General features: G+C 33.8%; 11 protein-coding genes. 9 read left to right on the top strand and 2 right to left on the bottom strand.

Features of this window, described 5'->3' with window-relative positions; all coding sequences use genetic code 11:
• Positions 1-74 precede the first annotated feature (74 nt).
• From ACVCZW_RS07365 to ACVCZW_RS07395, 7 genes are all read left to right on the top strand, one after another.
• Positions 75-2,375, top strand: coding sequence for a glycosyltransferase (locus ACVCZW_RS07365; protein WP_452232071.1), 2,301 nt, complete (start codon positions 75-77; stop codon positions 2,373-2,375).
• Entirely contained in the window at positions 2,375-3,802 is a 1,428-nt protein-coding gene (locus ACVCZW_RS07370; protein WP_452232072.1) for a tyrosine-protein phosphatase, read from the top strand. The genes ACVCZW_RS07365 and ACVCZW_RS07370 overlap by 1 nt, the downstream gene beginning before the upstream one ends.
• Positions 3,795-4,760, top strand: coding sequence for a methyltransferase (locus ACVCZW_RS07375; RefSeq protein ID WP_452232073.1), 966 nt, complete (start codon positions 3,795-3,797; stop codon positions 4,758-4,760). The genes ACVCZW_RS07370 and ACVCZW_RS07375 overlap by 8 nt, the downstream gene beginning before the upstream one ends.
• Entirely contained in the window at positions 4,760-6,538 is a 1,779-nt protein-coding gene (locus ACVCZW_RS07380; protein WP_452232074.1) for a carbamoyltransferase family protein, read from the top strand. The genes ACVCZW_RS07375 and ACVCZW_RS07380 overlap by 1 nt, the downstream gene beginning before the upstream one ends.
• Positions 6,535-7,236 (top strand): WG repeat-containing protein, encoded by a 702-nt coding sequence (locus ACVCZW_RS07385; RefSeq protein ID WP_452232075.1) that lies wholly within the window; start codon positions 6,535-6,537, stop codon positions 7,234-7,236. The genes ACVCZW_RS07380 and ACVCZW_RS07385 overlap by 4 nt, the downstream gene beginning before the upstream one ends.
• Before the next feature lie 4 nt (positions 7,237-7,240).
• A complete protein-coding gene (locus tag ACVCZW_RS07390; RefSeq protein WP_452232076.1) occupies positions 7,241-7,600 on the top strand; it encodes a hypothetical protein in 360 nt (119 codons plus the stop codon).
• Between the two features lie 153 nt (positions 7,601-7,753).
• Positions 7,754-8,041 carry a GIY-YIG nuclease family protein gene (locus tag ACVCZW_RS07395; protein ID WP_452232077.1) on the top strand — a complete coding sequence of 96 codons (288 nt, stop codon included), beginning with the start codon at positions 7,754-7,756 and terminating at the stop codon, positions 8,039-8,041.
• Positions 8,042-8,110: 69 nt separating this feature from the next.
• Here the strand turns inward: ACVCZW_RS07395 and ACVCZW_RS07400 are convergent, their stop codons facing one another.
• Together ACVCZW_RS07400 and ACVCZW_RS07405 are read right to left on the bottom strand one after the other, a co-directional pair.
• Positions 8,111-9,445 (bottom strand): exonuclease domain-containing protein, encoded by a 1,335-nt coding sequence (locus ACVCZW_RS07400; protein ID WP_452232078.1) that lies wholly within the window; start codon positions 9,443-9,445, stop codon positions 8,111-8,113.
• Complete coding sequence (locus ACVCZW_RS07405; RefSeq protein WP_452232079.1) at positions 9,442-10,215, bottom strand: XRE family transcriptional regulator; 774 nt, start codon at positions 10,213-10,215, stop codon at positions 9,442-9,444. The genes ACVCZW_RS07400 and ACVCZW_RS07405 overlap by 4 nt, the downstream gene beginning before the upstream one ends.
• A gap of 52 nt (positions 10,216-10,267) precedes the next feature.
• Here ACVCZW_RS07405 and dinB point away from each other — a divergent pair, with 52 nt between their 5' ends.
• Positions 10,268-11,482 carry a DNA polymerase IV gene (gene dinB / locus ACVCZW_RS07410; protein WP_452232080.1) on the top strand — a complete coding sequence of 405 codons (1,215 nt, stop codon included), beginning with the start codon at positions 10,268-10,270 and terminating at the stop codon, positions 11,480-11,482.
• On the top strand, positions 11,482-14,439 hold the full coding sequence (locus ACVCZW_RS07415) for a DNA polymerase III subunit alpha (RefSeq protein ID WP_452232081.1): 2,958 nt from the start codon (positions 11,482-11,484) through the stop codon (positions 14,437-14,439). The genes dinB and ACVCZW_RS07415 overlap by 1 nt, the downstream gene beginning before the upstream one ends.
• Positions 14,440-14,499: the final 60 nt, after the last annotated feature.

Below are 14,499 nucleotides of genomic sequence, written 5' to 3' on the forward strand. Positions count from 1 at the left end.
AGTAATTTTTGTTTTAGTAGAAAATTACTACAAATTACACTATTTTGAAACTTTTTAAACCCACCACCATTTAAATGCACATATTAAAAATAATACATGGCTATCCACCACATTATAATGCAGGATCAGAAGTCTACAGCCAATCTATATGTAACGAGTTGTCGAGAGAGCATAAAGTATCCGTTTTTACAAGAGAGGAAAACCCATACGCTAAAGACTTTGAAATTCGTCACGAAAAAGCAAGCCCTAATTTAAACCTATATTTCGTAAACAATCCTAACGGAAAAGATGGATATAAGCATAGAACTATCGATGAGAATTTTAAAAAACTAGTTCAAAGTTTAAAACCAGATGTTGCACATATTGGTCATTTAAACCATGTGTCAACGGGAATAATAGATGTTTTAAACGCATTAGCAATCCCTATCATTTTTACGTTACATGATTTTTGGTTAATGTGTCCACGCGGACAATTTTTAACACGCAGTATTGGTAAAGCGGATAACAACCAGTTGTGTTCTGGTCAAGAAGATAAAAAGTGTGCTACTAGTTGTTATCAAGTCTACTTTAGTGGAAAAGAAGACGAGCAGCAGCAGGATATTGATAATTGGAGTAACTGGGTAAACAGACGAATGCAAGAAACCAAAGCGATAATTAATAAAGTAGATTTATTTATTGCGCCTTCAAAGTATCTTCAAGAACGTTTTGTTAATGAGTTTGACATTCCTGAATCTAAAATCACTTATTTAGATTATGGGTTCCCTACGCATTATTTAACGCAAACAGAAAAAGCTAAAACTAAAGAGGTATTTACTTTTGGTTATATCGGGACTCATATTCCTGCAAAAGGAATTAATCAATTAATAGAAGCTTTTAAACAAGTGAAAAAACCAGCGGTTTTAAAAGTTTTTGGTCGCGAAAAAGGACAGAGTACGGCAGCTTTAAAAGTGTTAGCTGCAACTTGTAATAATAAAGTGGAATTTTTAGGAGAATACATAAATCATAACTTAGCGAACGATGTTTTTGCACATGTTGACAGTATTGTAGTGCCTTCTATTTGGGGAGAAAACTCGCCATTAGTAATTCATGAAGCACAAGCGTGTAAAGTACCTGTAATTACTGCCGATTTTGGAGGAATGAAAGAGTATGTAAAACATGAAGTAAACGGTTTGCTATTTAAACATAGAGATGTAGATGCTTTAGCAGAACAATTAAATTTTGCAGTTTCCAATCCGAATAAAATGAAAGCTTTTGGAGAAAAAGGATATTTGTTTTCGGAGGATGGAAGTGTACCTGATATTAAAGCGCATTGTGATGAATTACTAAATATTTATAACAATTATAGTACTCCAAATAATTTTTGGCGTGTCACTATAGATACCAATCCAGAAGACTGTAACTTAAAGTGTATTATGTGTGAAGAGCACAGTCCGTATAGTAATTTTATAGATACGCTATACAAGGAAACTGGAATCAAGCGTAGACGCATGGATTTTGCAACAGTAACACAGATTTTTGAACAAGCGTCTGGGTTAGGCGTCAAAGAAATAATCCCTTCTACAATGGGAGAACCTTTATTGTATAAACAGTTTGATGAAATTTTCGACCTTGCAAAACAGTATGATATTAAAATTAATTTAACCACAAACGGAACATTTCCTAAAAAGAGTGTTTTAGATTGGGCTAAATTAATTGTTCCAAATACTTCGGATGTTAAAATAAGTTGGAATGGTGCTACTGCAGAAACGTCTAAAGAAGTGATGCATGGCCTGGATTTCGAAAAGGCAATTGCTAATGTAAAAGAGTTTATAGCCTATAGAGATGAGTATTTTAAAACGAATGGATACTTCTGTCGTGTCACATTACAATTAACATTCATGCAGAATAATATGCATGAGTTGGTTGATATTATAAAATTAGCAGCTTCTTTAGGTGTGGATCGTGTTAAAGGTCATCAGTTATGGGATCACTTTGATGAAATTAAAGCGTTGTCCATGAAAGCTACACCACAAAGTATTGCGCAATGGAACAGCTATGTTGTAGAGGCGCATATAGCAGCCGAAGCGTTTAGAAAACCAAATGGAGAGAAAGTATTATTGGAAAATATTATTCCTATTGAAGATCATGAAATTTCGGAAGTTCCAAAGGATTATGAATGTCCTTTTTTAGAGCAAGAATTATGGATATCTGCAACAGGTAAGATATCACCTTGCTGTGCGCCAGATAATTTAAGGCAGTCTTTAGGGGATTTTGGAAATATAAAAACAGCATCTATTCAGGAGGTTTTAAAAAGTGATCGTTATTTAGATTTAGTAAGTAATTATAAAACTAAAGCGGTTTGTAAAACTTGTGTCATGCGTAAACCAAAAGCCTAATGAAACATATTAAAATAATAGAAAACCTAAAAACTATCTTTCCTAAAACGGAAAATATAGAGGCAGCATTATTGTATGGCTCTTATGCTAGAAAAGAGTCTACAGGGAATTCTGATTTGGATGTAAAGCTTATTGTTAATGATGCATTTGATGCTCACGATTTTATAGCGTTTATCAAAAATGAATTATCAGAAAATATAAAGGGTATAAACCTTATTCAATTAAGAAATAAAGTGGTTGTCTATTTTGAAGACTTACCTAAATTAGAATTTGGATTATGTTATAGTTTAGAAGCTATTGAAAGAGATTTTTTAGGTTCTGAAATAACGAATATAGAAGAGGTTATCTTATTTGAAAGAGATGAACACAAAACACAGTTAGATCTCTTTTTACAAGATTTATTAGTTTTAAAAGAAGATAATAAAATAGGAGAAAAAGATATAAATGCTCTAATACAGAAGTTTACTTACGAGTTTGAGAGTTGCTCGTCTAAACATAGTAGGAGTGATGGTTATCAGTTTTATTATTTCTACAATATTGCTTTTCATGTTGCCATTCAATTAAACTATTTAGCTAAAGGTAAAAGAGCATATTATTTTTTACCTAAAAATCTTATGACAAGTGAGCTTTCGACAGAAGAACAAGCAGATTTTCCTAAATTGAATGGAACTACTTTTTTGCCCGAAGCAAATAAAAGAAAAAGAGCTTTATTAGATTTTTTTTACGGTGCTATTGAGCAGTTGGTGACTAAAAAGAGGTTTATAGAATTAAAAGGGTTTTGTGAGTGGATTTATCAACGTGATTTCTTTTGGAACTTTAGAGATGCAACTGTGTTTAATACTAAAATGAAACCGCAGTTAATTTATAGAACCTCTGCTTTATCTTTATTTCAAAACACACAAGAATTAGAAGTGTTGTTAAAGGATAATAACATAAAAACAATTATTGATTTAAGAGCAGATAGAGAGATTGAAGCGATTTCTTATTCAGATGAAATTCTTAACAAAGTGAAATATATTAAAGCGCAGTTTGATCCATGGAACCAACCAGAGTGGTTCAAGGAAAAGCATAATGTAGGTTCAAATCATGAGATTGCATATCGTTTTTTTGCTATGGGTTGTAAGGAATCTGTAAAGAAAACATTTGAAACTATTTTGGAACATGAATCAGGAACTATAGCTATTCACTGCCATGCAGGAAAAGACAGAACAGGAATTATATTTTCGATGTTGCATCTATTGTTAGAGTCACCTATAGGGAATTTATATACAGACTATTTAGCTAGTGAGATGGACGTTTCTAAAGAAAAACTAAACATAGCACTTGATATCATTGAAAAAGAAGGAGGTATTGAAGCTTATTTATTGTCTTGTGGATTAACCGAAAACCAATTGCTAAAATTAAAACAGAAACTGTCAAATGAATAATAGAGACTTTTTAAAATCTTTTTTTACAGAACATTGGAAGTATATGACTGTTAGTGCAGCTTGTAAGCTAAACTTATTTGATACTTTAGATTTTTCAGGAAAAACGATTACAAAGATTTCTGAGGAATTAGAGATTGAAGAAAAAAACCTTGATTTGTTGTTGGAAGGGTTAATTAGTTTGGAGTTTTTGAATAAAATTGAAAACAAATATTTTCTAAATAATTTATCGGAATTATTAACGGACCATCATCCAGACACTTTAAAGTATGCTTGTCTAAATTGGTCAGGAGATCATTTAGAAGCTTGGGGTAGTTTAGATGTCTCGATTAAATCAGGTGATAGTTTCTTCAAAAGTAGATATGAAATGAACTATTTCGGTTTTTTAAATCAAAACAATGTAAAGCTAGATCATTATCATAAAGCGATGTTTGCTTACGCTAAAGATGATTATAAGAATATAAACGATATCATCGATTTTAGTAAACATAAAAGTTTAATGGATGTAGGCGGTGGTTATGGTGCTGCTATATCAATAATAAAGAGAGTAAATCCTGATTTGGAATGTTGTTTATTTGACTTAGAATTAGTTACAGAAAGATGTAATCTAACGGAAGATGTAGATCTTGTTTCAGGAGATTTTTTCAGAGCAATACCTCAAATTACGGAAGCTATATTATTGTCTAGAATATTACACGATTGGGATGATGAAAAGGCACAAGTTATTTTGCAAAACACGTATTCAGCATTACCTCAAAATGGCACTTTGTATTTAATTGAGAATTTAACAGATAAGATGAAAGACAAAGCGGCCTTGTTATCTTTAAATATGCATGTTATAACAAAGAGTTTTGAACGAAGTCTTTCTGATTATAAATATTTACTTTTAAAAAGTAATTTTTCATTTATAGAAATTAAAAAAATTAATGATTTACAATATGTAATAGTTGCAAAAAAGTAATGAAAGATAAATATATATTAGGTATTCATGGCTTTTCATCAAAGAGTCAAAGAGGAATGCATAATTCAGGAGTTTGTATTATTAAAAACGGAGTAGTTATAGCTGCGGTTGATGAAGAACGATATTCTAGAAAAAAGAATGAAGGCAGGTTTCCTTTAGAGTCTCTTAAAGATGTTTTTGAAATTAGTGGAATAACAGCTTCAGAAATAGATATAGTTGCAATGCCTGATGTAAGTCCGTTGAAGCAATTTAGATTGGTCACAAAGTATGCTGTTAAGACCTATTTAGAAACAGGAGTGTTTTTAAATAATTATTTAAAAGAGACTTATAGATTTACTGATTTAAAAAGGTGTTTACCTGATAATTTAAGTCATGCAAAGAAAATATACGTAGAGCATCATATTGCACACGCTTCATCTGCGTATCACACTTCTCCTTGGGGAAAAGCAACTATAGTTACTGTTGATGGTATGGGGGATTTTTCAATGTCAGGAATAACAGCTATTGGTGATTCCGGACAAATAAAAGTGGTAAAACGGCTAAATGGTTTTTATTCACCAGGTTTGTTTTATATGATAATTACTGAAATACTTGGGTTTGTTAGTGGGAGGCACGAGGGTAAAGTAACAGGTTTAGCTGCTTATGGAAAATATAATAAAAAATTAGATTCCATTTTTAATGAGTTTATAAAATATGATGATAAGAAATCAGATTTTTATTCAAAGCATGTTGCTTATGAAATTAATGATTATATATCAAAAAAATGGGTAAATGGTTTTAATCCAAATATTGATACGAACTCTCTTGATGAAAAAGAATATTTAGCACAAAAAGAAAGGCAATTACTAAGTTTTAGAGAGCCTCTAAAAAATTTTTCAAAAGAGGATATTGCTTTTGCTGTTCAAAAAAGGTTAGAAGACATTGTGTTGGATCATATATGTAATACTGTAAAACAGACAAGTATCAAAGACATTGTTCTGGCAGGAGGTGTATTTGCAAATGTAAAACTTAATCAAAAAATACAAGAGTTAGATTGTATTGATAATGTTTATGTATTTCCTGCAATGAATGACAGTGGGCTTTCAGTTGGAGCAGCTCTTTATTCTCATTATAATACCTTAAAAAATAAGTTTAAACCAAAAAGATTCGAAACTGTATATCTTGGTAAAGCGTATTCTAATGATGATATACAACTTGTTTTAGATGATAAACATATTGAATACTTGAAGCCAGAAAATATAGAGAAAGAGATTGCTAAACTAATTTCAAAAGGGAAAATAATTGCTCATTTCAATGGAAGAATGGAGTATGGTCCAAGGGCGCTTGGGAATAGATCTATTTTAGCATCAGCGACAAATGTGAACATAAATAAAACGCTAAATGAAAGACTTAAAAGAACAGAATTTATGCCATTCGCTCCAGCCATATTAGATTGTTATGCAAAAGAGATGTATTATAATTGGGACAAGAATAATATTCCAAGTCAATTTATGACTATGACTTTTAATACTACTAAAAAGCATAAAGAAATGGCTCCTGCAACTGTTCATATTGATGGTACGGCAAGACCACAAGTTGTAAGATTAGAGGATAATCCACGTTTCTATAATATTATTAAAAGCTATTATGAATTAACAGGAATTCCAATTGTTATAAATACAAGTTTTAATATTCATGAAGAACCAATTGTAAATACTCCAATGGAAGCGTTGAAAATTTTAGAACAAGATTCTATCGATGTATTGGTTTTAAATGACTTCTTAATAATACGAAAATGAAATATAACGAAATAATAATATCCAAAGACGGAAGATGTTTTACTTATAAAGGTGAGCCTGTTTTTGATAAAGTGTATGCTGAGGTTTTGAAATTTCACAGTCCTGGAATAGCTCCTGTAAAAGATGAAACAGGTTGGTATCATATCGATGTTCAAGGAAATGAGGTTTATAAACAGCGTTACGATAGAACATTTGGGTATTATTTTAATAGAGCCAGTGTTATTCAAAATAAGAATTGGTTTCATCTAGATCATAAAGGAGAGCGATTGTATGATGCGGATTATGCTTGGACTGGAAATTATCAAGAAAATGTCTGTTCTGTTAGAGATTTTAATAATCAATATTTTCATATCGATTTAAATGGCAATCCTATCTATAATTCAAAATATAAATTTGTAGGCGATTTTAAAGATGGTTATGCTTGTATAAAGCAATTAAACGGATTTTATAAACATATAGATAAACATGGCGATTTCCTAAACGATAAAGAATTTTTAGACTTAGGTGTTTTTCATAAAAACTATGCTATAGCAAAAGATGAAAAAGGTTGGCATCATATCGATAAACATGGAAATGAATTATATACAGAAAGATATAGTATGGTGGAGCCTTTTTATAATGGATTTGCTGTTGTGGATACTTTATTAGGCGAAAAACAAATTATTGATGAAAAAGGTAAATTATCATTAGAAATATAACCCAATGACCATCCAACACCTCCCAGGAACCTACCAAATAACCGGCTCCAACCAAGACGCAGCAGCAGCAACCTATCAAGGAACGCTAACCTTAAGCCTAGATGAAAACCACCGCATACAAGCAGCGTGGCTAATCAACAACAACCAAAAACAATCTGGAACCGGTTTTTTTAAAGACAATATCTTGGTTATTAATTTTAACTATAAAGGCGATGATGCGGTAATCTATAAAGGCGTAGTCGTTTATAAATGTATTACTAAAGATATTCTAGAAGGCTTTTGGTCGGAGAAGCATGGCGATCCGCAGTATTTGGGTAGTGAACGTGCTTTTAGAGTTGGGGCTCAAAAAGAAGACCTTAATTAATATGTGTTTTGGACCGTCACTGCGAGGCACGAAGCAGTCTCATAAAAGATAACGAGAGGCAGATTGCTTCAGGTTTACTTCGTTACCTCGTAAAGCTCGCAATGACCAAAAGAGAAACAGATTGCTTCGTGCCTCGCAATGACACATACAATTATGAAACCAGGTTACATCTACATATTAACCAATAAGAATAATACAACACTTTACGTTGGTGTCACAGCGTATTTAAAAGAACGTATAGTACAACACAAAGAAAAACACGATCCAAAATCTTTTACAGCAAGATACAATGTAGACAAGCTGGTGTATCACGAAGCGCATCAATGGATTGGTGATGCAATTGCAAGAGAAAAACAATTAAAAGGAGGAAGCAGAGCCCAAAAGGTAAGTTTGATTGAAAGTATCAATCCAGAGTGGTTGGATTTGTTTGATTCGCTATAATGTCATTGCGAGGAGGTACGACGAAGCAATCTCATGAAAGGAAACGTAAACTAGAAACAGATCACTTCACTACACTCGCAATGCCGTTCTCAATATCTTCTGCACATCCAAATTATCCTTTTGCGGAATCAAGAAATTTTCTAAATCCTCAGGAGTCGTTATTTGTTCCGATTTATCCACAAAGCCATATCCCAAATACACATTCTTTTTAATAAGCACAAAAGCCTCTTCCTGCGCGTTTCGTCCTTTTTGTTTAAGCACCAAATCTTGCTTGCTTTCGGTAATATAGCTAATGGCTTCGGTAACACGTATATTATAAGAAGCTACGGTTTCTGCAGCACTACAAACGCCTTTGCAAGTCGTAATTTTATAATGCGAACATTGCGTAACCGCTTCTTGTAAATGGCAAAATTTCGGACATAATTCAAATTGCGTACACAGTTTTTCTAAATATGCTCTGCAATCCGCAATGGTAGAAAAGGTTTGCACGGCATTAGGTGTGGCTTTTAGTGTATTGTACGCCAGATGTTTTATGCCTTTTCTATCTTCATAGCTAAAAATAGCGTAGGCTTTTGGTGCGCGTTTAGAAACCACATTATATTCCGGGTAATGCTGTTTAATCGCAGCGTCTTCCATTAGGAAAGCGATAAGCTCAGATCCGGAGAGCTCAAAATCAATATCGGAAGTTTCCCGACAAAGATCTAAAGATTTCTGTGTCTTGCTGTAAAAATGGCTTAAAACTCGTTTCTTGATATCCTTCGCTTTTCCGATGTAAATAATGGTGCCTTTCTTATTTTTAAAGTAATAAATCCCTGCTTTATCGGGTAGGTTATTAAAAACAGCAGTCGGTAAATGCGAAGGCAGTGTCGCTTCTTTAGAGGTCTTCTTTAAGAATTCATTAAAAACCGTTTCCGCACCTTCTTTATTTAGTAACATTTCAAACAAAACAACCGTTGCTTCTGCATCACCTCTTGCGCGGTGTCTACCAACAATATCAATATGTAAAGCAGCACAAAGTTTTCCTAAGCTGTACGATTTATGACCAGGAATCAGTTTCCGTGACAAACGAATAGTACATAGTTTCTTTCGGTTGAAATCGATACCCAAAGTCTTAAATTCATTGCGTATCACATTGTAATCAAAGTTCACATTATGCGCGACAAAAATGGTGTCTTTGGTAATGGCCAATACGTCATCTGCAACTTCTGCAAAAGTAGGCGCATTAGCAACCATAGCATTATCAATTCCGGTTAACGAAGTAATATATACAGGAATAATCACTTCGGGATTGACAAGCGATGTAAACTCATCGACAATTTGTTTTCCATCGTATTTAAAAATGGAGATCTCTGTAATTCGGTTACTAGTTCCGCTAGTTTCCACATCAATAATGGTGTACATCATCTTATAATTCGTTCTAAAGCTTTTAATTCTACGCCTAATTCGTTAAACATACCAAGAATACTACTAATTTTTAGTTCTTCTTCGGTGTATTCTTGGGTATTAATACTACAAGTAAATTCCCATAATTCTAACACTTCATCGATGGGCACACTATAATCGTTGTAGACTTTATTGTCAGACATGAGTAACAAAGAGCCATTCAAATCAATATTATTATACACGCGTTTATACACCATACCATCATTTAACGTGATTAAAACATAGGTTTTTCCCGTTTTTATTTCACTTCTATCTTCTATAAAACGTCCAATAACAAAGGCGCCATTTTTCATTGGGAGCATCGAATCGCCTTTAATAGGAAATGCACGATGTTTTCCGGTTGGTAAAAACGGCAATTTTATCTTTTGAAGTTGCTCAATATATTCCGGATCGTCATATCCTGCCAAATATCCTGCGGAAGCTTTTACAGGAACAATTTCTATTAGATTTTCATTATCACTATCTACCATTATAGGAAATAAAACACGCTGGTTTCCTAATTCGATAAACGAAGTATCTTTTGCTTTCGTTAAATCATTACGAAGCAAAATATCTATAGGAAGCTTAAAATAATCCGACAATTGAATGAGCATTTCAATGGTAGGCGCAGAGCGACCTTCTTCGTAAGAACTTATACGCGATCGGGTTACCTGTAAATCTTCGGCAAGCACTTCTTGCGTAACGCCTTTTAAACTTCTTAAATGACGAATGTTTTTGGATATAAATTTCATAATGCTACAAATATAAGCAATAATTGCTTGTAAATGTAGCTAATTTTGTGACATGAAAAAAAATATTTTGCATTTGGATTTGGATACGTTTTTTGTGTCTTGTGAACGGTTGATTGATAGTCGTTTACAGAAAAGGCCATTACTGGTTGGAGGTACTGGAGATAGAGGTGTTGTGTCTGCTTGTAGCTACGAAACACGACGATTTGGTGTGCATTCTGGTATGTCTATGAAGGTGGCACGACGCTTATGTCCAGAAGCCGTAGTCATTCGTGGTAATGCTTCCATTTACACCAAGCAATCGCATCTGGTGACCGAAATTATAAAGGAGAAAGTTCCCATTTTTGAAAAGGCAAGTATCGATGAGTTTTATGCCGATTTAAGCGGCATGGATACCTTTTTTGGAAGCTATAAATATGCTTCGGAATTGCGGGAAACGATCATTCGAGAAACCGGTTTACCTATTTCTTTCGGATTATCCACAAATAAAATTGTTTCCAAAGTTGCAACAGGCGAAGCAAAACCGAACAACCAATTGCAAATAGATCCTGGTTTTGAAAAATCGTTTTTAGCACCTTTATCGATTCGGAAAATACCTTCCGTTGGTACCAAAACCTATCAGGTATTACGAAATTTAGGAATTGATACCGTTCGTATGGTACAACAAATGCCAGTGGAAATGTTGGTTAGCGCTTTGGGCGTAAATGGTAGAACGATTTGGAAACGTGCCAATGGTATCGATAATCCGCCATTAATTCCTTTTCATGAACGGAAATCGATTTCTACAGAACGTACCTTTACCAAAGATACTATTGATATGGATAAATTGCGAACGACCGTTTTTGCTATGGCAGAAAATTTAGCCTACCAGTTGCGAAAAGGGGAAAAGCTAACCGCTTGCATTAGTGTGAAAATTCGCTATTCGGATTTTAATACCTATACCAAACAGCATAAAATTGCATATACAAGCGCAGATCATGTGCTTATTCCTAAAATTTTAGAACTCTTTGATCAGTTGTACCAACGCCGATTATTAATCCGATTAGTCGGTGTGAAATTCACGAATATTGTTAGCGGTAATTATCAAATTAACCTTTTTGATGATACCGAAGAAATGCTGCGTTTGTATCATGCTATGGATACCATTCGTGGGAAATATGGCGAATTAAGTATACAAAAAGCAGGATCGATAGGCGCAAAAACCATCGGTCGTTTTAATAATCCGTTTAATGGCGAACCACCCATTGTATTAGCACATAGAAAACAATAATGTATATCAACTGTCATAGCTATTATTCCTTGCGTTTTGGTACGTTTTCGGAAGTAGATTTATTAGCATTAGCAAAAGAAAATGGTATCCAAACACTCGCGTTAACGGATATTAATAATACTTCGGCATGTCTGAATTTTGTGCAAAAAGCAAAACAGTATCACATAAAACCTGTACTAGGCATCGACTTTAGAAATGGCGCCACACAGCAGTTTGTAGGATTGGCGAAAAACAATGCTGGTTTTCAGGAATTGAATGCTTTTTTATCAGCGCATACACACCACAAAACGAAAATTCCTAATGTGGCACCAAGTTTTGAAAATGTGTTTGTTATTTATCCGTTTGAACAGGTTTTGCAACAGGAAAAAACGGTTTTTACTGCGAATGAATTTATTGGTGTTTCTGCAGAAGAACTTCGGAAGCTTCCTTTTTCTATCTATAAAGACTTTAAGGAAAAGCTTGTCATTCACCAACGTGTTACTATTAGAAGTCAGCGGGATTTTAATGCACACAGACTCTTACGTGCAATTGATAATAATACCTTATTAAGTAAGCTTCAAAAAACGGAAGAATGTCGGGAAACAGATGTGATGTTGTCTTTAGAGAATCTGAAAAAAGCCTTTGCGGACTTCCCATTTATCCTAGAAAATACAGCACAGCTTTTAGATGCTTGTCGCATTGATTTTAACTTCGGAAAAGATAGAGCCCCACAAAATCAAAGTGTGTATTTAGATACCAAGGAAGCAGATTATGAGATGCTAGAAACCTTGTGTACTGCTAAATTACATAACAGATATTCCAATCCGAATGCAAAAGTAATGCAACGTTTGGCAACCGAATTAAAAACCATTAAGGACTTAGATTTTGTTTCTTACTTTTTAATCAATTATGATATTATTTCCTATTCCAAAAGCATGGAGTATATCCATGTTGGTAGAGGAAGTGGTGCCAATAGTATTGTCGCTTATATTATAGGAATTACAGATGTAGATCCTATTGAATTGGATTTATATTTTGAACGTTTTATCAATCCGTTTCGCGCTTCACCACCAGATTTTGATATTGATTTCTCTTGGAAAGATCGCGAAGATATTACCAGCTATATTTTTAAGCGTTTCAAAAATGTAGCATTATTAGCCGTTTATAATACGTTTAAAACGAAAGCTGTTGTTCGGGAATTGGGTAAAGTCTTCGGATTGCCAAAAGAAGAAATTGATAAATTGAGTAGCGGCCGATTCACCAAAGATGCCCTAGACGAAATTTCCACTTTAGTTTTAAAATATGGCGATTTAATTAAAGGTTTTCCAAATTATATAAGCGTGCATTCTTGCGGAATTCTAATCTTGGATAAACCCATTCATTATTATTCGGCAACCGATATGCCACCAAAAGGCTTTCCAACGGTACAGTTTGATATGATGATTGCCGAAGATGTTGGTGTTTTTAAGTTTGATATTTTAGGACAACGCGGATTGGCAAAAATTAAAGAAGCGATAGAAATTATTAAATATAACCGACCAGAAGTACCGCCAATTGATATTACCCAAGTAGAGAAATTTAAAAAAGATAAGAATATTAATAATTTATTGAAAAGCGGAAAAGCCATTGGCGCCTATTATGTAGAGTCGCCAGCCATGCGCGGATTGATGCAAAAACTGCAAACGCAAGATTATTTGGGTTTGGTAGCAGCGAGTTCTATTATAAGACCAGGCGTTTCTGGCTCTGGAATGAAACAGGAATTTATAGTGCGGCAACGGCATCCTGAAAAACGCAAAGAAGCCAATCCAATATTGCTTCAGATTATGCCAGAAACTTATGGTATTATGGTATATCAAGAAGATGTTCTAAAAGTAGCCAATCAGTTTGCCGGATTAACTTTAGGGGAAGCCGATGTGCTAAGAAGAGGAATGAGCGGGAAATATCGTTCGAAATCCGAATTTGAAGCAGTCGAAGAAAAATTCATTTCTAATTGTAAAGCAAAAGGCTATAAAGAGGAATTGATTTTTGAAGTATGGAACCAAATTAAAAGTTTTGCCGGTTATGCGTTTGCAAAAGGGCATTCGGCTTCCTATGCTGTAGAAAGCTATCAGAGTTTGTATTTAAAATGCTATTTTCCTTTAGAGTTTATGGTGGCTGTTTTGAATAATGGTGGCGGATTTTATAGCGCAGAACATTATATTCATGAAACTAAAATGTGTGGCGGCATAATTAATCCGCCTTGCGTAAATACCAGCGATCATCCAACGCTTATAAAAGGGAAACGTATTTATTTAGGTTTTGGGTATTTAAAAAGTCTGGAAGTTCTTGTTATTAAACGCATACTAACCGAAAGACAACTTTATGGCAGCTTTACATCCTTAGACAATTTTATCGATAGAGTTCCTATTAGTATAGAACAGTTAACTATTTTGATTCGAATTGATGCCTTCCGGTTTACAAAACTATCTAAGATTGCATTGTTATGGCAAGCAATTTTTAAACTGCGTGTTTCTAAAACAAAAACAGCACAGGCAAAACTGTTTAAAACGGAACATAAACAGTTTGATTTGCCAACCATTAATACCTCTTTTGTAGAAGAAGCTTATGACCAAATGGAATTATTAGGCTTTCCGCTGTGTGATTATTTTGATTTAATAGACGAACCTTTAAACGAAAGTATTCTAGTAAAAGATTTAAATAAGAATATTAATAAAACGGTTTTGCTCTATGGCATTTTGGTAAATACCAGATTCCATAAAGCATCCAACGGAAAATTATTGCGTTTTTGCACCTTTACCGATACCGAAGGAAATTATTTTGATACCGTACATTTTACGAAGGTTGTAGAGAAATATCCCATTCATGGTTTAGGAGTGTATGCCTGCTACGGAAAAGTAACCGCATCTTTTGATTTTTGTAGTTTGGATATTATCTGGTCTAGAAAATTAGCTTTAAAACCCGATCCGAGAGGGAATTAAATTTGTGAATCTTGTCTTTTTATAACAGTACATTTCTTTTTTACTTCCATAAAGAAGCTA

This window comes from Lacinutrix sp. MEBiC02595 (assembly GCF_053601555.1).

What these genes read in the sequence shown, in the direction of transcription:
- ACVCZW_RS07365 (WP_452232071.1), top strand. Translation starts at nt 75, where the DNA reads ATGCACATATTAAAAATAATACATGGCTATCCACCACATTATAATGCA.
- ACVCZW_RS07370 (WP_452232072.1), top strand. Translation starts at nt 2,375, where the DNA reads ATGAAACATATTAAAATAATAGAAAACCTAAAAACTATCTTTCCTAAA.
- ACVCZW_RS07375 (WP_452232073.1), top strand. Translation starts at nt 3,795, where the DNA reads ATGAATAATAGAGACTTTTTAAAATCTTTTTTTACAGAACATTGGAAG.
- ACVCZW_RS07380 (WP_452232074.1), top strand. Translation starts at nt 4,760, where the DNA reads ATGAAAGATAAATATATATTAGGTATTCATGGCTTTTCATCAAAGAGT.
- ACVCZW_RS07385 (WP_452232075.1), top strand. Translation starts at nt 6,535, where the DNA reads ATGAAATATAACGAAATAATAATATCCAAAGACGGAAGATGTTTTACT.
- ACVCZW_RS07390 (WP_452232076.1), top strand. Translation starts at nt 7,241, where the DNA reads ATGACCATCCAACACCTCCCAGGAACCTACCAAATAACCGGCTCCAAC.
- ACVCZW_RS07395 (WP_452232077.1), top strand. Translation starts at nt 7,754, where the DNA reads ATGAAACCAGGTTACATCTACATATTAACCAATAAGAATAATACAACA.
- ACVCZW_RS07400 (WP_452232078.1), bottom strand. Translation starts at nt 9,445, where the DNA reads ATGATGTACACCATTATTGATGTGGAAACTAGCGGAACTAGTAACCGA.
- ACVCZW_RS07405 (WP_452232079.1), bottom strand. Translation starts at nt 10,215, where the DNA reads ATGAAATTTATATCCAAAAACATTCGTCATTTAAGAAGTTTAAAAGGC.
- dinB (WP_452232080.1), top strand. Translation starts at nt 10,268, where the DNA reads ATGAAAAAAAATATTTTGCATTTGGATTTGGATACGTTTTTTGTGTCT.
- ACVCZW_RS07415 (WP_452232081.1), top strand. Translation starts at nt 11,482, where the DNA reads ATGTATATCAACTGTCATAGCTATTATTCCTTGCGTTTTGGTACGTTT.